Origin of the sequence: Nonomuraea monospora (genome assembly GCF_039531895.1) — a bacterium.
Classification (GTDB): domain Bacteria; phylum Actinomycetota; class Actinomycetes; order Streptosporangiales; family Streptosporangiaceae; genus Nonomuraea; species Nonomuraea monospora.
In genome coordinates, this window is record NZ_BAAAQX010000002.1 from 220,075 (window position 1) to 236,907 (window position 16,833).

General features: G+C 72.7%; 12 protein-coding genes and 1 pseudogene. 8 read left to right on the forward strand and 5 right to left on the reverse strand.

All coding sequences use genetic code 11. The features are described from left to right. Nucleotides 1-17 precede the first annotated feature (17 nt). Nucleotides 18-713, forward strand: coding sequence for a hypothetical protein (locus tag ABD331_RS04335; protein ID WP_344470927.1), 696 nt, complete (start codon nucleotides 18-20; stop codon nucleotides 711-713). A gap of 120 nt (nucleotides 714-833) precedes the next feature. Next, nucleotides 834-2,216 (forward strand): annotated as a pseudogene (gene qcrB / locus ABD331_RS61270) (cytochrome bc1 complex cytochrome b subunit); the annotation flags it as partial. A gap of 134 nt (nucleotides 2,217-2,350) precedes the next feature. On the opposite strand, the gene ABD331_RS04345 reads toward qcrB, so the two are convergent. The 4 genes from ABD331_RS04345 to ABD331_RS04360 are packed head-to-tail and all read right to left on the reverse strand — an operon-like array spanning nucleotide 2,351 to nucleotide 9,267. After that, complete coding sequence (locus ABD331_RS04345; RefSeq protein WP_344470928.1) at nucleotides 2,351-5,608, reverse strand: glucodextranase DOMON-like domain-containing protein; 3,258 nt, start codon at nucleotides 5,606-5,608, stop codon at nucleotides 2,351-2,353. Between the two features lie 57 nt (nucleotides 5,609-5,665). Then, nucleotides 5,666-6,982, reverse strand: coding sequence for an MFS transporter (locus tag ABD331_RS04350; protein WP_344470929.1), 1,317 nt, complete (start codon nucleotides 6,980-6,982; stop codon nucleotides 5,666-5,668). Nucleotides 6,983-6,991: 9 nt separating this feature from the next. Further along, the gene (locus tag ABD331_RS04355) at nucleotides 6,992-8,509 is read right to left on the reverse strand and encodes an acetate--CoA ligase (RefSeq protein WP_344470930.1); all 1,518 of its coding nucleotides are present in this window, start codon (nucleotides 8,507-8,509) and stop codon (nucleotides 6,992-6,994) included. Continuing rightward, the gene (locus ABD331_RS04360) at nucleotides 8,506-9,267 is read right to left on the reverse strand and encodes an enoyl-CoA hydratase/isomerase family protein (protein WP_344470931.1); all 762 of its coding nucleotides are present in this window, start codon (nucleotides 9,265-9,267) and stop codon (nucleotides 8,506-8,508) included. Before ABD331_RS04360 ends, ABD331_RS04355 begins: the two co-directional genes overlap by 4 nt. Before the next feature lie 111 nt (nucleotides 9,268-9,378). Here ABD331_RS04360 and ABD331_RS04365 point away from each other — a divergent pair, with 111 nt between their 5' ends. The 6 genes from ABD331_RS04365 to ABD331_RS04390 all read left to right on the forward strand — a co-directional run bounded on the left by ABD331_RS04365 (nucleotide 9,379) and on the right by ABD331_RS04390 (nucleotide 15,970). Continuing rightward, nucleotides 9,379-10,272 (forward strand): LysR substrate-binding domain-containing protein, encoded by an 894-nt coding sequence (locus tag ABD331_RS04365; RefSeq protein ID WP_344470932.1) that lies wholly within the window; start codon nucleotides 9,379-9,381, stop codon nucleotides 10,270-10,272. Between the two features lie 147 nt (nucleotides 10,273-10,419). Beyond that, nucleotides 10,420-11,199: a polysaccharide deacetylase family protein gene (locus ABD331_RS04370; RefSeq protein WP_344470933.1), complete on the forward strand. Its 780-nt coding sequence runs from the start codon at nucleotides 10,420-10,422 to the stop codon at nucleotides 11,197-11,199. A gap of 75 nt (nucleotides 11,200-11,274) precedes the next feature. After that, nucleotides 11,275-11,937 carry a hypothetical protein gene (locus ABD331_RS04375; RefSeq protein ID WP_344470934.1) on the forward strand — a complete coding sequence of 221 codons (663 nt, stop codon included), beginning with the start codon at nucleotides 11,275-11,277 and terminating at the stop codon, nucleotides 11,935-11,937. A gap of 97 nt (nucleotides 11,938-12,034) precedes the next feature. After that, nucleotides 12,035-13,480 (forward strand): PepSY-associated TM helix domain-containing protein, encoded by a 1,446-nt coding sequence (locus tag ABD331_RS04380; RefSeq protein WP_344470935.1) that lies wholly within the window; start codon nucleotides 12,035-12,037, stop codon nucleotides 13,478-13,480. A gap of 160 nt (nucleotides 13,481-13,640) precedes the next feature. Beyond that, nucleotides 13,641-14,450 (forward strand): hypothetical protein, encoded by an 810-nt coding sequence (locus tag ABD331_RS04385; RefSeq protein ID WP_344470936.1) that lies wholly within the window; start codon nucleotides 13,641-13,643, stop codon nucleotides 14,448-14,450. Between the two features lie 89 nt (nucleotides 14,451-14,539). Continuing rightward, nucleotides 14,540-15,970: an alpha/beta fold hydrolase gene (locus tag ABD331_RS04390; RefSeq protein WP_344470937.1), complete on the forward strand. Its 1,431-nt coding sequence runs from the start codon at nucleotides 14,540-14,542 to the stop codon at nucleotides 15,968-15,970. 11 nt (nucleotides 15,971-15,981) lie between these two features. On the opposite strand, the gene ABD331_RS04395 is transcribed toward ABD331_RS04390, so the two are convergent. Beyond that, complete coding sequence (locus ABD331_RS04395; protein ID WP_344470938.1) at nucleotides 15,982-16,779, reverse strand: DUF1963 domain-containing protein; 798 nt, start codon at nucleotides 16,777-16,779, stop codon at nucleotides 15,982-15,984. Nucleotides 16,780-16,833: the final 54 nt, after the last annotated feature.

Below are 16,833 nucleotides of genomic sequence, written 5' to 3' on the forward strand. Positions count from 1 at the left end.
CGGCGCGGCACGTTGCGATGATCTTGATCTGGCGTTCCGCCGACCACAATCATGGGCCGGTGGACTACTACCTGATCTCCGCGACGGCGGGCGATCGATCACCCGCAGGGCTCCTGGTGGAGGAGTTCGTCCTGTGCGACGACTACACGGCGGCCGGCATCGACGGCGCCGAGTGGGTGGCGGAGATCGGGGCCTGGTCCGCCTCGGCCGAGCTGAGCAGGGCCATCCGCGCCGACACCGCACTGCGCTCCCGCGTGACACCGGTCAGCAGGCAGGAGGCGGTGCGCGCCTTCAAGGTGCTCGGCGGCGGCGGGCTGCCCGAGGAGGCCGGGCTGCGCACGCTCTTCCAGGAGCGCCGCTCGCTGCCCACCACGGCCCCGCTCCACCTCGGCAACGGCCCGGCCAGGGCGCGCCGCTACCGCATCCTGTTCGCCGGGGAGCTGGGCGAGACCGGCCTGGCCAACGCCAGCACGGCGCTGCGCCTGGAGCCCACCGGCAACCCGCGCGTGGTCGGCACGGCCTCCGTCAACGCCGGCGGCCACGGCTTCACCTGGGAGCTGCGCCGCATCGGCGCGGGCATCGCCTGGTGCGTGGACGTGACCGCCCGGCTCGGCTCCGGCCCCATCACGGCGCTCGGCGCGCTGCTGCACCACCACCGCCAGGCCGTGCGCGAGCAGGGACCCATCCCCGTCACCGTGGAGCGCTTCGCCTGACGGTCACGACCCGCCGCCCCTGCCCGGTCCCTCGCATGACGAGACAAGCTGCGTGTCACAAATCGCCGCCCTGCGACGTCTTGGTTCTGACGAGAAAACCGAGCCGGATGCGGGGTGGCGATGAAGGGCAGCTCACTGGCCGGGGCGCTGGACGACCGGATCGGCGGCGCCGGGTTCCTGAAGAAGGCGATGCGGAAGATCTTCCCCGACCACTGGACGTTCCTGCTCGGCGAGATCGCCCTGTACGCGTTCGTGGTCATCCTGCTCACGGGCGTCTTCCTGACGCTGTTCTTCAAGCCCAGCATGCGGGAGGTCGTCTACGACGGCGTCTACGTGCCGCTGAAGGGCGTCACGATGAGCGAGGCGTACGCCTCGTCGCTGGAGATCAGCTTCGAGGTGCGCGGCGGCCTGCTGATGCGGCAGATGCACCACTGGGCCACGCTGATCTTCCTGGCCGCCATCGTCGTGCACGCGCTGCGCAACTTCTTCACCGGCGCCTTCCGCAAGCCGCGCGACCTGAACTGGCTGATCGGCGTGGCGCTGTTCGGGCTGGTCATGCTGAACGGGCTGTTCGGCTACTCGCTGCCCGACGACCTGCTGTCCGGGGCCGGGCTGCGCATCCTGCACGGCGTGACGATCTCGGTGCCGCTGGTGGGGACGTACCTGGCGATGTTCCTGTTCGGCGGCGAGTTCCCCGGCACGGACATCATCCCCCGGCTCTTCAGCATCCACGTGCTGCTGGTGCCCGGGATCCTGCTGCTGCTCATCCCGCTGCACGCGGTGGTGCTGACCTGGCGGCAGACGCACACCCAGTTCCGCGCCAAGGGGCTGAACGACCGGGTGGTGCGCGGTGCGCCGTTCTACCCGGCGTTCCTGGCGAAGACGACGGTGTTCTTCCTGTGGGTGACCGGGGTGGTCGCGCTGCTGGCCACCGTGTTCCAGATCAACCCCATCTGGCTGTACGGGCCTTACATGCCGGGGCACGTCAGCGCGGGCTCCCAGCCCGACTGGTACATGGGCTTCCTGGAGGGCGCGCTGCGGATCATGCCGCCGTGGGAGTTCACGGTGTTCGGCCAGACGGTGACGATGAGCGTGGTGCTGCCCGCGCTGGGCGCCCCGGGCCTGCTGTTCGTCGCGCTCGGCGTCTACCCGTTCGTGGAGCGGTGGGTGACCCGTGACAGGGCCGTGCACCACCTGCTCGACCGGCCGCGCGACGTGCCGGTGCGGGCCGGGCTCGGGGTCGCCGGGGTCGTCTACTACGGGGTGCTGTGGGCGGCCGGGGGCAACGACCTGATCGCCACCACGTTCCACATCTCGCTGTACGCGACGACGTGGATCTTCCGGGTCGCGGTCGTGCTGGGGCCCGTGCTGGCGTTCGTGATCACCCGGCGGATCTGCCTCGGGTTGCAGGCGCGTGACCGGCACACCGTGGAGCACGGGGTGGAGACCGGGGTGATCGTGCGCGGGGCCGAGGGCGGTTACACCGAGGTGGAGCGGCCGGCCGGGGAGGAGGAGACGGCGGTGCTGGTGCCTCCGGCGCGGCCCGCGCTGCCGCCGGCGACCAACGGCGACGTGCCGCCTCCCGCCAGGCGGCGGCTCCAGGACGCGTTGCAGCGCTCCTGGCACTCCTCACCCCCCTATGGGACTGATATCGCCGGAACGGCCACCGGGCCGAGCAGCGGGTTCAGCACGTCCGCCTGCGACCGGCCCGGCGGCACCAGCACGTCGAGGGCCTTGGGCACGGTGCCCGGGTCCACCGCGCACAGCGGGTCCGTGCCGCCCGCCGCGCACACCCCGAACTGGTACGGCTGCGGCGTCGCCGCGAACGGCCTGGCCTGGTCGGCGCTGAACCCGTCCTGCCCGGTCAGCACCACGGCGAAGCGCCACCCTGGGCCGGGCGTGCCGAACGTGTCCCTGGGCAGGGCGATCGTGATCGTCCGCGTGGTGCCGGACGCGCGCACCACGGCCCCCGCGGGGGCCGCGCCGCCGGCCGTCACCCACACGGGCGCGGCGAAGCCCTGCGCCTCGACCCGCTGCGACCAGGCGTCCTGCTCGGCGATGCGGTGGTTGCGCTGCGGGAACGCCGCCTCCGCCGAGGTGGTGGCGACCGCCGGGTCGCGGACGTACACGTCGAGGAGCTGCGCGCCCATCTGGTTGCCGAAGGTGGGGGTGAGGTCGCGCAGCTCGGCCCGCAGGTAGACGGTGCTCGCGTCGGTGATCACCTGGAACCTGCGCAAGTCGAAGGCGCCGTCGTGGAAGTCGGCGGCGGTCGGGTACGCGTACGTGCCCGGCCCGTGGTCGTCGCCCTCCGGGTCCTCGACGTCGAGCACCGTGGTGGCGTCCACGATGTCGCCGACGACCGTGCGCCGCGCGTACCCGGTGCGCCCGTCCGTGGCGGTGGCCGTCACGGTGATCACGACCTCCCCGAACGCGACCGGCGCGAGCGCCGCGAAGCCGCCGTCCGCGCCGGCCCGCACGGAGACGACCTGGGTGGCCGCGCCCGTGTCGATGGGCGTGGCGGCGACCTCCACCCGCGCGCCGGGGACCGTGCTGCCCGTCACGGGCACGGACGTGCCGGTGACCGGGGTGCCGTCGGCCGGGGCGGTGACGGTGAGCGGGGCGGCCTGCGGCGGGTCGCCGTAGCGGCGGCGGACGATCTCGGGCTGCTCGACGGGCCTGGTGGAGCCGAGCGACAGGATGAGCCGGACGACCTGGGCCTGCGCCCACGTCAGCGGCGACGCCGAGCCCGCCGGGCCGCCGTCGCGGAAGCCGATGGAGGCGGTGGCCGGGTCGGCGCCGTACGGGGAGGCGGGCAGGGCCGGGTTCTCCCACGCCTGCTCGGGGATCAGCCCGGTGCCCGACGCCATGGCCCGCATGGCGGACAGCAGCGCGGCGGCCGTGCCCTGGTCGCGGGTCTGCAGCGCCTGCTCGGCCCGCTCGCCCGCCAGCACCGGCCACACGTGCCCCGAGCCGTTGTTGCCGGTGGGCCACGGCTTGCCCGACGGCGCGCAGGCGGTGGGGTCAGGCTCGTGGCAGTCGCCGTAGCCGTCCTCGGTGCCGGGGGTGTCGGAGCCGTAGCGGTACCAGCCGGGGCCGCTCGCCGTGTCGCGCCTGATCACCCGATCGACGACGGGGAGGCTGGCGAGCACGTCGGGGTCGTCGGCCGGCAGGATGCCGAGCCTGGTCAGCTCCAGGAAGCCGGCGTCCACCACGCGGCGCTGGTCCTCGGTGGGGCCGCCGTTGCCCAGGTTGTAGGAGACGGCCGCGTCGGGGTCGCCGCCGCGTGACAGGCGCAGGAAGTAGCGGGGCGCGTACGGGCCCGTCGTGGTGACCGTCCACGCCTTGACGGAGCGGGCGAAGTGGTCGGCCGTGGCCCGGTAGAGCCTGGCCCGCGCCTGGTCGCCGTGGCGCGTGGCCAGTTCGCCCGCCGCGACCAGCGCGGCGATCTCGGCGGCGATCGTGGACGGCGAGTGGCCCGACTGCTCCTCCCATCGCTCCACGCCGAACGCCGGGCCGTGCGAGACGAGGAAGTCGGCGGCGGCCCGCACGTCGTCCCACACGCCGGTCAGGCCCGACTGGTAGGCCATCAGGATCGGGTACGCGGTCTCGTCGAGCTGGTCGCCGCCGGAGTCGGGGGCCAGCCGGCCGTTGAGCAGGGAGTTGCGCGGCAGGCGGCCGTCGGGCAGTTGCTGGCGTTCCAGCAGGAAGCGGGCCGTGGCGCGGGCGGTGGCCACGTCGCCGGCGGCCAGGAAGCCGGTGAACGCCTCGTACAGGTCGCGGGAGAACACCTCGCGGTAGGAGCCGAAGTAGATCGCCTTGCCGCCGGCCAGCTCGCCCGCCCCGACCGCCTGGCCCCATGGGCTGGCCAGGGAGGCGACGACCGCGCCTGGGAACGTCTTGTCCTCGCTGGCCTTGAGCACGTTGGCCGAGAGCCGGTAGAGGCCGTCCAGCGCGGCGGGGGGCCTGCGCAGGCTCGCGTCGTAGGCGGCCCAGCCTGCCTCGTAGCGGGCGCGGGTGCCGTCGAACGGGCGGGCGGCGGCGTCGGCGGCGGTGCGCAGCGCGGCGGCCCTGTCGCGGCCGAAGCCGAGCGCGAACGTGACCTCGCCCCTGGCGTCGATCGGCAGCCGGGCGGTGGCCACCACGTTGCCGGAGAGAGCCTCGGTGTGGGGGGTCAGCTCGCGGGCGGCGTCGAGCTGGGCGGCGCCGTCGCTGGGGGTGCCGGCGTAGCCCACGCTCGCCTGCGGCAGCCGCCGCTCCGCGCGCAGCGCCAGATGGGTGGGGACGGCGTAGTCGCGGGCCGGGGCCGAGGTCTCGGTGTTGTCGTCCCAGACGACGGGCGCCCCGGTCTTCGGGTCCACGATCGCGTTGTCGGGGCCGCCGTTGGGCGCTCCGCCGCCGCCGTTGCCGTTCACGCTCGCGTCGAGCCTGGCGTACAGGCGCAGGCCGGGCGGCTGGAGGCGGGCACGGACGACCACCGCGTTCCTGTCGGGGTCGGTCAGGTAGGTGGCGGTCAGGCGGTAGCGGCCCGCCTTGCTGACGGAGGTGATCGTGCAGGTCATGCCCGACCGGTCGGTGGCCACCTGGTAGGTGGTGTCGCGGGCCTGCAACTCGGTGAACGTCCTGCCGTCGGTGACGGCGAACTGCATGGTCTCGACGTTCGTGTTGTCGATGGTGGGCTCGTACACGTCGGACAGGACGCCGCCCGCCACCGTGTACCAGACCTTCGAGGAGCGGGACGTCGCGGTGCCCACGCAGTCCTTGCGGGCCAGGCCGAAGTGCGACGGGAGGCCTGGCCCGCCCGGCGCGGGCGCCTGGGCGAGCACCGGGTCGCGGGGGACGGTCACGAGCGCGACGACGACGATCAGGGCAACGACGGATCGGCGGATCGCGCGCATGCGGGGCTCCCCTCCCTACCCCGATGGGTTCGAGAGAAGACCAGCCCTCCCCCGCTGTCAACCCCGGGCGGCGGGAACCGTGGCGTCCACGCCCCGGTCCAGGCGCAGGCCGCGCGTCTCCTTGAACGAGGTCAGCACCACGACCAGCGACACCACCGCGATCACCACCATGTAGAAGGCGGGCGCGATGGCGCTGCCCGACGCCGACACCAGCCCGGTCGCGACGAACGGCGCGGTGCCGCCGAACAGCACGTACGCGGCGGTGTAGCCGATGGCCGAGCCGCTCGCCCGCACCTTCGCGGGGAACATCTCCACCAGCGCGGGCACGTTCGAGGTGCCGATCACCGACACCAGCATGGCCAGCAGCGAGGTGCCCAGCATCGCGCCCGCCAGCCCCGACCCCATCAGCCAGAACGCCGGCAGCGGCAGCAGCACGAACCCCGCGCACGCCGCGATCAGCATCGGCCTGCGCCCGTACCGGTCGCTCGCCCTGGCGGCGAAGATGCAGGCCACGCTGTACGCGAGCATCGACACGACGTTCGTGAGCTGCGACTCGCTCTTGGAGTACCCCAGCTCCTCCGACATGTACGCGATCATGTAGCTGCTCATCAGGTAGTACCCGACGGCGTTGGTGATGCTGTAGCCGAACAGCGTGGCGATCTGTCGCCCGCAGCGCCGCACGGCCTCCCGCAGCGGCGCGGGCTCCACCTCGTCGTGCTTCTCCAGCGAACGGAACACGGGCGTGTCCTCGACCTTGGAGCGCAGGTAGAGGCCGATGAGGCCGAGCGGCGCGGCCAGCAGGAACGGCACCCGCCAGCCCCAGCTCTGCAGCGCCTCCGTGGACAGCGCCGAGGTGATCAGGAAGCCGACGCCGGAGCCCGCCACGCTGGCCAGGCCCACGGTCACCGGCACGGCGGCGGCGAAGCGGGCCCTGCGGCCGTCCGGCGCGTACTCGACGATGAACGCCGACGCGCCCGTGTACTCGCCGCCCGTGGAGAAGCCCTGGGCGCAGCGCAGCAGGAACAGCAGGATCGGCGCCGCCATGCCCCAGGAGGCGTAGGTCGGCAGGATGCCGATGAGGAACGTGGCCCCGCTCATGGTGAGCACGGTCAGGGCGAGCATCCTGTTGCGGCCGAGGCGGTCGCCGTACCGGCCGAAGAAGGCCGCGCCGAGCGGCCGGGCGATGAACCCGCCCGCGAAGATCGCCCAGGTGGCGAGCAGCGCGGCCGTCTTGTCGTAGTCGGGGAAGAACAGCGCGGCGATGGTCGCGGACATCACGGCGTACGCCGCCGAGTCGAACCATTCGACGAAGTTGCCGATCGCGGAGGCCAGCGAGACCTTGCGCCGCACGGCGGCGGAATCCTGGGGGGTCATGGTGCTCCCTTACTTGGTGTGCCGGCTGCGGAGCCGGGCGCGCTGGATCTTCCCCGTCGCCGAGCGGGGCAGCTCGGTGACGAACTCGATCTCCCGCGGGTAGGCGAAGCGCGAATGCGTGGTCTTCGCGAACTCGCGGATCTCCCGCGCCAGCTCCTCACCCGGCCGGTAGCCGGGTGCTGGCAGGACCCACGCCTTGACGGCCTGGCCGCGTACGGGGTCCGGCACCCCGGCCACGCCCACGTCCGCGACGGCCGGGTGGGCGCGCAGCGCCTCCTCGATCTCGTCGGGGCCGACGCGGTAGCCGGAGGTCTTGATCACGTCGTCCACGCGGCCGAGGAACCAGTAGTAGCCGTCCTCGTCCACGCGCGCGTGGTCCTTGGTGTGGAACCAGTCCCCGCCGAAGGTCTCCTGGGAGGCCTCGGGGCGGTTCCAGTAGCCGAGCGGGAACTGCGGGTTGCTCCGCGCCCGCAGGCAGATCTCGCCGACCTCGCCCTGCGGCACCGGCCGCTCCCACTCGTCGAGCAGGGCGACGTCCCAGCCGGGCAGCGGGCGCCCCATGGAGCCCTCCTTGACCGGCTCGCCGGGGAAGTTGCCGATCAGCGGGTACGACTCCGTCGAGCCGTAGTAGTCGAGCAGCGTCACGCCGAACTGGTCGCGGAACCAGCGGATCAGGTCGGCGGTGAGCGGCTCGTTGGCGCAGCACACGGTGCGCAGGCGCTGCGGGTGGCGGGCTCCCGCGTCGGGCACCTGCTCGCGCATCTTGCGCAGGAACGTGGGGTTGACCAGCCCGGTCGTGACGCCGTTGCGCGCCATGCCCGCCAGCAGCCCGTCCGGGTCGAAGCCGGCGGCCGGCCGGTACACGTAGTGCACGGCGCCGGCCCGCAGCGGGCCCATGAGCTTGGCCATCGACCAGGCCCACTCCCCCGCGCCGTAGAAGACGTCGCCGGGGCGCAGGTCGTGGCAGACCTCGAACTCGTTGTGGCCGAGCAGCGTGCGGTGCGCGTGCACGATGCCCTTGGCGGGGCCGGTCGTGCCCGAGGTGTAGAAGATCAGCGCCGGGTCGTCGGCGGCCGTGTCGGCGTCCGTGAACTCCGGCTTGAACCGGGCGAGCGCCGGGTCGTCCACGTCCACCACGATGCCCTGGTAGCCGCCCGCCCTGCGGACCGCGCCCGCCTCGGTGACCAGCACCGACGCGCCCGAGTCGGCGAGCCGGTAGGCGATCTGGTCGTCGGCCCACAGCAGCGACATGGTCACCAGCACGGCCCCGGTGCGCAGGACGCCGAGGTAGGTGGCGGGCGTGTCGGTGCGCTGCGGCAGCATGACGGCGACCCGGTCGCCGGGACGCACGCCGGCGCCCTGGAGGCAGGCGGCGATCTGCCGCGAGCGATCCTGGATCTCGCCCCAGCGGATCTCCTCGTGGGCGCCGGTGTGATCCTCGAAGATCAGCGCCAGGTTCTCGCGTGGGTGGCGGTCGGCCACGTCCACGGCCATGTTGTAGCGTTCGGGAACGCTCCACCCGGTCATCGGGCGCTCCTTTCCAGGAACCTGTTCATCTCGCGCTGCGGCTCGCCCGAGGCGTACGCGGCGGCGTGCACCTTCTTGGCCGCCACCACCGCGTCGGCCAGCGCCTGGCTCTCCAGCTCGCGCAGCCGCCCCTTGGTCAGCGCCACGGCGCCCGGCGGCAGCGCGGCCAGCTCCTTGGCCTGCTTGACGGCCTCCGCCAGCACCTCGCGCTCGCCGACGAGCCTGGTCAGCAGGCCCAGCCGCTCCGCCTCCGCCCCGTACACCAGCCGCCCGGTCAGCGCGAACTCCGTGGTCCTGGCGCGGCCGAGAATGTTCCACATGGCCCAGATGCCGGTGATGCTGGGGATGCCGGAGAGCACCTCGGGCTGTCCCATCCGCACGCCGGCGTGGCCGACGCGCAGGTCGGCCAGCAGCGCGTACTGGAAGCCGGAGCCCGCCGCCACGCCGTTCACCGCCGCCACGACCGGCTTGTCCAGGTCGAGCACCGCCCGGTAGAGGCGGTCGAAGCCGTCGATCCAAGCGTCGGAGGCGGCGTGGTCGTCGGGGTCGATCGTGGCCGTCTCGCCCAGGTCCTGCCCGGCGCAGAAGGCCCGCCCGGCGCCCGTGAGGACGACCGCGCCCACCTCGGGGTCGGCGCCCGCCTCGGCCAGCAGCGCGATCAGCCGCTCACGCATGTCGGCGGTCCAGGCGTTGAGCTTCTCCGGCCGGTTCAGGGTGATCACCGCGACGGGTCCGTCACGGTCCAGCAGCACAGTCACAATCGTCCCTTCGCAGGTCAACGGGCTTGCCGGGATACAACCAGGTGTGACGGGGCCGTGGCCAACATCAATGGAGTCCCTTGGCGATATCAGAGCGATATGGTGAGGCGGATGGAGCTGCGTCACCTGCGCTATTTCGTCGCCGTGGCCGAGGAGCTGCACTTCGGCCGGGCCGCCGAACGGCTGCACATGGCCCAGCCGCCGCTGTCCCAGCGCATCCGCGACCTGGAACGGGAGCTGGGCGTGCGGCTCTTCGACCGCAACCCGCACCGCGTCTCGCTCACCGAGGCGGGCGCGCTGCTCCTCGAACACGCCCGCGGCGTGCTCGACCACGCCGACGCCGCCCGCGAGGCCATGCGCCGCATCCGCCCCGGCGCCTCCGGCGTCCTGCGGGCCGGCGTGCCACCCGACACCACCCCGATGGCGCTGCGCACCCTGGTGGCGCGCTTCACCGAACGCGTCCCCGACGTGCTGCTGCAACTGCACGAGCTGACCACGGCCAGCCAGCTCGCCCAACTCCGCGCCGAGGAGCTGGACGCGGGCCTCGTGCGGCACCCCTGCGACACCGTCGGCCTGGAGTCCAGCGAGGTCGTGCACCGGCGGCTCGGCGTGGTGCTCCCCGCCGGCCACCGCGCCGCCGAACAGGACGTCGTACGGCTGCGCACCCTCGACGGCTCAGCCCTGGTGATCTTCCCCAGGGAGATGGCGCCGCACCTCTACGACCACGTCCTGGAGGCCTGCCGCGACAACGGCTTCCTGCCCAGCGCCATCCGGCACGCCCGCAACCCGCACTTCGTCCACGGGCTGGTCATGTCGGGGCTGGGGGCGCACCTCAACGAGGAGCCGTACGACGAGCTGCCCGCCGGGCTGGTGTGGCGGCCGATCGACGAACCCAGGCTGACCTGGTCCACCTCCGCCGTTTGGCCTCCCGTGCAGGGCGGGGAGGTCGTCAGCGCCTTCGCCGAGGCGGCGCTGGCGGGGCTGCGGTCGGTCGGGCACGCCTGAGCCCTGTTACTCATCCGGGACCCGATTCTGCGCGAACCAGGAGCGGTGGCCGGGAGTCCAACCATTTGGAACGATCCCTGCGGGGTCGTCTTATGGGGGACATGCACCGGGGGCGGTGCTCGTACAGGGGGAAACATGAACATCGGCATGAGACGGGGGACCTCGCGAGCGATCGCCGCGGTCGTCCTGACGGCGGGGCTGGGCGGCGCGGGCACGCTCGCCACCACGCCTGAACCCGCGCAGGCCACCACAAGCACCGCGCAGGCGGCCATCGCGGTGGAGGTGGCCTTATCCGTGGGCACCGCCGCCGAGGCGCCGGCGGCCAAGCCGGTCGACTGCCGTCGAGTGAAGTGCGTGGCGCTCACCTTCGACGACGGCCCCGGCAAGTACACGGACACGCTGCTGCGCACCCTGGCGGCCTACGACGCGCGGGCCACGTTCTTCGTCGTCGGCCAGAACGTCGCCGCCTACCCGGGCGCCCTGCGCAGGACGTACGCGGCCGGGCACGAGATCGGCAACCACAGCTGGTCGCACCCCGACCTGACGAGGCTGTCCGCCGCGTCGGTCCGCTCGCAGTTCACCCGCACCGACCGGGCGATCAAGGCGGCGATCGGGATCAGGCCGAAGCTCGTCCGCCCGCCGTACGGCGCGTTCGACGCGACGGTGCGGCGGCAGGCCGGACGCCCGGTGGTCATGTGGAGCGTGGACACCCTGGACTGGCGCTACCGCGACAGCGCCAGGGTGGCCCGCAAGGCGGTCAAGGCGGTCCGGCCGGGCAGCGTCATCCTGTTCCACGACATCCACCCCACGACCGTGCGGGCCATCCCGAAGGTGCTGAAGGCGCTGTCCAAGCGGGGCTACCGGTTCGTCACGGTCAGCCGGCTCTTCGGGGGCAGCCCGCCACGGCTCGTCTACAGCCGGGGCTAGTCACGAACTTCTCTCACATGGGTTGAACCGCGTCCGCCGGGCCGCCGTATCTGTCCGTGTGAGCGGTGATCGCGCATGAACTCCGACCAGAAAGGACGCGGCACCGGCAGCAGGGACACCGCGCAGGCCGGGCGGCCCGGCCTGCGCGGGCTGCGGGCGTCGGTGTTCGCGGTCGTGTGCGTGCTCGCCGCCCTCGGGATGCACGTCCTGGCCGGAGGGCCCGTCGCGGGCCTGGGCACGGTGGTCGTGGCGACGGCCGCGACGGGTGCGGGCGCGTTCGCGCTGGCCCGCCGGCGGCGATCCACGGGTACGCTGCTCGCCGCGTCGTTCGCGGCCCAGTACGGCATGCACCAGCTCTTCACCTCCTCCTCCGCCGTCGAGTACGGCATCCACCAGCTCTTCGCGGCTTCCTCCCCGGTCCATCACCCATCCCACGTGGATCACCACGGCGGCGGGCTCTACGGCGGGCTCGGGATGCTGATCGCGCACGTGCTGGTCGCGGCCGTGTCGGCGTGGTGGCTGGATCGCGGCGAGACGGCGCTCGCCCTGCTGCTGCGGTTGCTGGCCTGCTCACTCCCCGGCCTGTGGGCCCTGCTGACCGCACGCCCCACCCCGCCACGCAGGTCGAAGACACCACTGACCGTCGGCTACGGCGACGTTCTCACCTCACAAGTGCTGGCCTGGGCTCTGTGCCGGCGCGGACCACCTCGGCAGGGGATCGAAACCGGCATTTCGTGACTACGAGCGTGCGGACGTCCCCACGCCTGCCTTTCCCCTGCCTGAACGCGGTGCGCGCCCGTCCCCGCACCCGCGCGCCTCCGGAACGGAGCCCCCCATGACCTCTGTCGAAACGCGCCCGGAAACAACCACCCCGCCCCCGACGGCGAAAGCCCCGTCCCAGCGCTACCGCACCGTCTGGCGCTGGCACTTCTACGCCGGGCTCTTCGTCGCCCCCGTCCTGCTCGTCCTGGCCGTCACCGGCGGCGTCTACCTGTTCAAGGAGCCCTTCGAGGAGTGGCGCTACCAGGACGTGCGCACGCTCGCCCAACCCGTCACCGCCGCCCGCCCCCTGTCGGAGCAGATCGCCGCCGCCCAGCAGGCCCGCCCGGGCTCTCCCGTCATGTCCGTCATCCCGCCCACGTCCGCCGACCGCACCACCCGCGTCATCCTCCAGGGCGCCGAGACGGGCCCCTGGGCGCAGGGCGTCTCCGTGTACGTCGATCCGGGCACGGCCACCGTGGTCGGGCAGATCGACGACGGGGCCACGTTCATGCGCGTCGTCCGGACCATCCACGGCGAGCTGATGTCCGGCACGGTCGGGGACCGCGTCGTGGAGACCGCCGCCTGCTGGGCGCTGATCCTCGTCGCCACCGGCGCCTACCTGTGGTGGCGCGGCCGGCGTACCCGCAGGAAGCCCACCCGCCCTGGACGCGGGCGGCTGCGGCGGCTGCACATCCTCACCGGTTTGGGCGGCGGCGCGGTGGTCGTCTTCCTCGTCCTGTCCGGCCTGCCGTGGTCGGGCGTGTGGGGCGACGCCCTGCAACGCGTCCAGGAGCGTACGGGCTCGACCTACCCCAGCGCCGGCGACTTCCCGCACACCTCCGACCCGCGCCTGTCCGGCGACCTGTCCGCCAACCCGGACGCCAAGGTGCCGTGGGCGGCCGAGCGCCTGCCCGTCCCGCCCTCCCAGGACGGGCACGCGGGCCACCACGCCGCGCACGGCGTCCTGCAGCCCGGCGCGCTGCCCATCGAGAACGCCCTGGCCGCCGCCAGGCCCGCGATCCGGTCCTGCCCGCCGAGCGAGTGCGACCTCAAGGTCCTGCTGCCGGACGGCCCGCAGGGGGTCTACACGATCGTGACCGACCCGCGCCGCGACCCGTCCGCCGCCCAGACGCTGCACGTCGATCAGTACAGCGGGCGAGTGCTGGTGTCGTACGGGTGGGCGGAGTACGGGGTGCTGGCCAAGGCCGTCGAGCAGGGCGTCGCCCTGCACGAGGGACGCCGCTACGGCACCGCCAACCTGGTCGTGATGCTGGGCGCCTGCCTGACCATCGTCACGCTGGTGGTCACCGGGGCGTGGATGTGGTGGAAGCGCCGCCCCCGCGGACGCGCCGGCGCCCCGGCCCGGCCCACGGATCGGCGGACCGCTTATGGGGTGATGGCCGTCATGGGGGTGCTGGGAGTGCTGTTCCCGCTGGCGGGGGTCACGATGGCGGCGGTGCTGCTGGTGGACTGGCTGGTGGTGCGGCGCATTCCACGGCTCGCCCGCGTCTTCGGCTGACGACGGCGCCCGGCCCGCGCGCGTCATCGGCGGGAAGCCGGTACGCGCGCGGCGGACGTCACCTCAGCCCGCCAATCCTTATCGTTACAGAATTTCGCTTATCTCGCCGGCACCACCCTCTTACTCTTTTCCCTGCCGTACCACCGAGACAGGGACTCTGATGAAACTCTTCTTCGCAGGCCTCGCCGCCGTGTGCGCGATGGCTTTACCCGCCCAGGCGGCATCCGCGCAGATCGCCGCGGCGGCGGACCCGGTGAAAGTACTGAAGGCCCAACTCGTCCCGGGTAAAGGCGTGAAGGTCACCGAATCGAGCAGCATCACCCTCGATTTCACGGTCGACGACCAGGCCATGCAGGTGCAGGTGAACACCCGCACGTCTGGCACCCTGGCCTTCGGCAAGGGCAGCGTGCGCGGCGCCGACCTGCGGGTCCGCATGTCCACGCGGCAGAAAGGCGCCAGCCCCGCCTACCGCGTCGTCGCCGAGGGCGGAAACGCCTACGTGACCAATGCAGGCATCGCCAAGGCGCTGCCCGGCGTCCGTTGCTGGGTGCACGCGAAGACCTCGGCGCGGGAAAACAGCGTTCTCGACATGGGCGTCACTCCGGCGAGCCTGCAATTCATGCTGAAGAACGCCTCGGAAGTGGCGACCGGCGAATATGCGGGCACCTCCTCGCTCGCCGACTTCAGCAACGACAAGTCGGCCGGCGAGGGAAACGTGGAATTCCGCCTGTACTTCGACGGCCGGAACCGGCTCACCCGCGCGATCGTGGACACGACGACCTCCCCGGACGACGACTCCACGGCCTATGACCAGATGGCCTTCCACACCGACACCAGGTTCTCGGGCTGGGGCGCCAAGGTGAAGATCACCCCGCCGGCGGCAGGCAAGGTCGTCAGCGAGAAGAAGCTGGACGCCAAGACCCGCAAGGCCGTCATCAAGGCGGGTTATCCGGAGAGCGGCCCCTTCTGAGGTCGTCGCATGAGCTAGTCCTGGCACTACCTCGAAGACGGGCCGTACCACGATCGAGGGCCGGGGCGGGAAAGACGAGCCTGGGAGGCATGAGACTTTTTGCGATCATCGCCCTGGCCGGCACCTTCGTGACAACCCCCGCAGCGGCCCAGGACACACTCCGCTGGGGCCCCTGCGAGGGTCCCGAACGGCCGCAGGACCTGCGATGTTCGACCGTCCAGGTGCCGGTCGACTGGGCGAGGCCGGACGGGCGCAAGATCACCATCAAGGTCGCCAAGCTGCCCGCCACCGGACGGTCGGAGGGCACGGTGTTCAACGTGCCCGGCGGCCCCGGCGTCTCCGGGATCGACGACCTCACCGGCGACCGCGACGACTTCACCAAGCTGCGTGAGCGGTTCGACGTGGTCAGCCTCGAGCCGCGCAACGCCGCCACGTACGGACTGCTGCCCCGCGAGTGCTTCACGACCGGCCCGTGGATCACCTCGCCGCGCACCCGCGCCGAGTACCGGCGTCTTGGTGCGACGATCCGCGAGGGCGCGCTGAAGTGCAGGAACGCCGATCCGGCGTTCTTCGACAACTTCAACTCGGCGTCCGTGGCGCGCGACATCGACGCGATCAGGGCCGCGCTCGGCGAGCGGCGGCTGAGCATGCTGGCCACCTCGTACGGAGGCGTCACGGCCGTCACGTACGCCCGCCTGTTCCCCCAGCGGCTCAGGGCCGCGTACTTCGACGGGGCCATCAACCAGCTCCGGGACCCCGTGGCGGACGCCCGGGCACGGTTCGAGGTCAGCGAGGAGCAGTTCGGCCGGTTCGTGGAGTGGTGCGCGTCGGCGCGGGACGTCTGCGGGCCCGGCGACGTGGGCGCGCGCTGGCGGAAGCTGGTGGCCGCCGCCGACCGCACGCCGCTGCCCGTCGAGGGCGAGGCGGCCACGTACACCGGGTTCGACCTGCAGACGGCCGCGATGCCGAACCTGCGCACGCCTGGCCCCGCGCCCGAACATCCGGGCTGGCGGCGCCTCGCTCAGGCCATCAGGCAGGCCGAGGCCGGGGACGCGGGCGGGTTCGCGAAGTACATCAAGGCGGGCACCGGCAGCGCGAAGCTGATGTCGACCGTGGCCATGAACATGACCCACTGCGCGGACGGGCTCCGCTTCCGCGACTACCGCCAGTACCAGGCGGTCCGGGCGCTGGGCGAGAAGCTGTCGCCGAACCTGGCCAGCGCGGGGGTGTGGCATCGGCTCGGCTGCGTGGGCTGGCCCGTCCCGGTGAAGAACCCGGGCGATCCCCTGCCCGCCGGGCTGCCGCCGTTCCTCGGCGCGGGCACGTGGGAGGACTACGCGAACACGGCCGACATCGTGCGGCGGGTGCCCGGCTCGGCGACGGTCCGCTACGACGGGCACGGCCACGGGCTGTACCTGTCGGGGGACGCCTGCACGATCGCGCACGCGAACGCGTACCTGATGGACCTGCGCCTCCCCGCGCCCGGCACGACCTGCCGCCCCGCGACGCCGACCGGCTGACCGCTGGAAGGTCAGCAGCAGCGCATGTCCGCCCGTGCCTGGCTGTAGTCGCCCGCCAGGAACGCCTTCGCCGGGATCGTGAAGTACATCGTGCCGGCGTCCCCCCAGCCCCACCCGAGCTCGGCGTCCTCCGCGAGCTGGAGCAGGTGGATCGCGGGCCCGTCGGCGTCGCGGCCGGTGACCGGGGAGGCGTAGGAGGTGTCGGGCCAGCCGAAGGCGCAGTGGTGGCCCGCGGTGTTGGCGTCGAGGCCGTCCATGGTGTTGAGGACGAGCGACGGGACGCCCCAGTGCTCGTCGCTGTCGTAGTCGAGGTCGCCCTCCTCGAGGTCCCAGCAGTCGGGGAGCATGGTCACCGGGGCCGCGTGGACGGGGGTGGCCGGGTAGCTTCTAGCCGGTTCCGGTGCGGGCGTCTCTACGGCGCGCGCCGGGTCGGCGGGGATCACGCGGCACGCCTCGGGGTCGAACAGGTCCAGGTCTTTGTACACCTCGTACGGCACGTCGGGGTCGAGGTAGAAGAAGTTGAGCAGGCCGGGCCGCGTGGGCAGCTCGTCACCGAGCCAGGGGGCGAGGGCGTCGGTGTCGAGCACGGCGTGCAGGGACAGGGGCAAGCCGCCCGCCTCGGGCCAGGCAGTGCCGGGTTCGAGCAACGCGGGCCCACCCAGCCGACACCGGCCGGTGGCAGGCGCGGCGGCCGTCGGGCGGTCCAGCAGGAAGCCGCGCCGGGCCATGGCCACGAGCTGCCGACCGGCCTTCTCGCCGAGCCGTTCAACACAGACCCGCAGCATCTCGCCCGAGTCATCAAATCTCATGACAAATCCTCTCAATCACCGCGCCGGCCGGGCCACCTCGGCACGTGACCCGGC

Bases quoted from the DNA above. Each gene is read 5' to 3' on its own strand.
- ABD331_RS04335 (WP_344470927.1), top strand. From the start codon at position 18: ATGATCTTGATCTGGCGTTCCGCCGACCACAATCATGGGCCGGTGGAC.
- ABD331_RS04345 (WP_344470928.1), bottom strand. From the start codon at position 5,608: ATGCGCGCGATCCGCCGATCCGTCGTTGCCCTGATCGTCGTCGTCGCG.
- ABD331_RS04350 (WP_344470929.1), bottom strand. From the start codon at position 6,982: ATGACCCCCCAGGATTCCGCCGCCGTGCGGCGCAAGGTCTCGCTGGCC.
- ABD331_RS04355 (WP_344470930.1), bottom strand. From the start codon at position 8,509: ATGACCGGGTGGAGCGTTCCCGAACGCTACAACATGGCCGTGGACGTG.
- ABD331_RS04365 (WP_344470932.1), top strand. From the start codon at position 9,379: ATGGAGCTGCGTCACCTGCGCTATTTCGTCGCCGTGGCCGAGGAGCTG.
- ABD331_RS04370 (WP_344470933.1), top strand. From the start codon at position 10,420: ATGAGACGGGGGACCTCGCGAGCGATCGCCGCGGTCGTCCTGACGGCG.
- ABD331_RS04375 (WP_344470934.1), top strand. From the start codon at position 11,275: ATGAACTCCGACCAGAAAGGACGCGGCACCGGCAGCAGGGACACCGCG.
- ABD331_RS04380 (WP_344470935.1), top strand. From the start codon at position 12,035: ATGACCTCTGTCGAAACGCGCCCGGAAACAACCACCCCGCCCCCGACG.
- ABD331_RS04385 (WP_344470936.1), top strand. From the start codon at position 13,641: ATGAAACTCTTCTTCGCAGGCCTCGCCGCCGTGTGCGCGATGGCTTTA.
- ABD331_RS04390 (WP_344470937.1), top strand. From the start codon at position 14,540: ATGAGACTTTTTGCGATCATCGCCCTGGCCGGCACCTTCGTGACAACC.
- ABD331_RS04395 (WP_344470938.1), bottom strand. From the start codon at position 16,779: ATGAGATTTGATGACTCGGGCGAGATGCTGCGGGTCTGTGTTGAACGG.